General features: G+C 59.8%; 2 protein-coding genes. Both read right to left on the bottom strand.

Features of this window, described 5'->3' with window-relative positions; all coding sequences use genetic code 11:
- Positions 1–221 (bottom strand): DUF305 domain-containing protein (locus CXQ93_RS20260; protein WP_146073314.1); only part of this gene is annotated, 221 nt, incomplete at its 3' end.
- Between the two features lie 83 nt (positions 222–304).
- The coding region (locus CXQ93_RS20255) for a four-helix bundle copper-binding protein (RefSeq protein ID WP_104112179.1) at positions 305–589 on the bottom strand (285 nt) is incomplete at its 5' end.

Genomic DNA, 589 nt, shown 5'->3' with positions numbered 1-589 from the left:
TTATCAAGGCAGGTCTGCGCCATCATCACGGCCATCGTGTGGTGGTCAATCATGTTCTTGCGGAAGTCAACTTCGTAACTGGCGGCCTGTTCGCTTTGGGCAGGAGCGTCTGCCAAAGCCGGAGTGGCCGTCGCTACGCCAACCCCGGTGACTGCCGACAAGGCCAGGACGACCGAGGCTACTGCCGCGGGGACGGTTTTCTTTGGTGTGGTGTTGAACATGGGAATCTACTTCCTTATCTGTTCGCTGACGTGTGAAGATCCCGGACTTATCTGTTCGCTGATGTATGAAGATCCCGGAACGTTCAGTTCAGGGAAGAGATGAGCTCCTGGCACGCCTTTTCGCAACGGCGGCACGCTTCGGCGCAGATCCGGCAGTGCTCGTGCATGCCAGCGTGCTGCTCGCACTCGTCGGCGCATGCCTTGCAGGCGGCTGCACAGGCTTCCAGTACCGCTTTGGTGACGTTGGCGTCGTAACCGGTGTGGCGGGAAAGGATGCTACCTGTGGTGGCGCAGATGTCGGCGCAGTCCAGGTTGGTGCGGATGCACTTGGTGAGCTCGGCGACCATGTCCTCACTCAGGCAAGCGTC

Source organism: Arthrobacter sp. N199823 (genome assembly GCF_002929705.1).
GTDB lineage: Bacteria > Actinomycetota > Actinomycetes > Actinomycetales > Micrococcaceae > Specibacter.
Note: the sequence above shows the minus strand (reverse complement) of the source record. Positions and strands in the feature narration are given on the sequence as shown.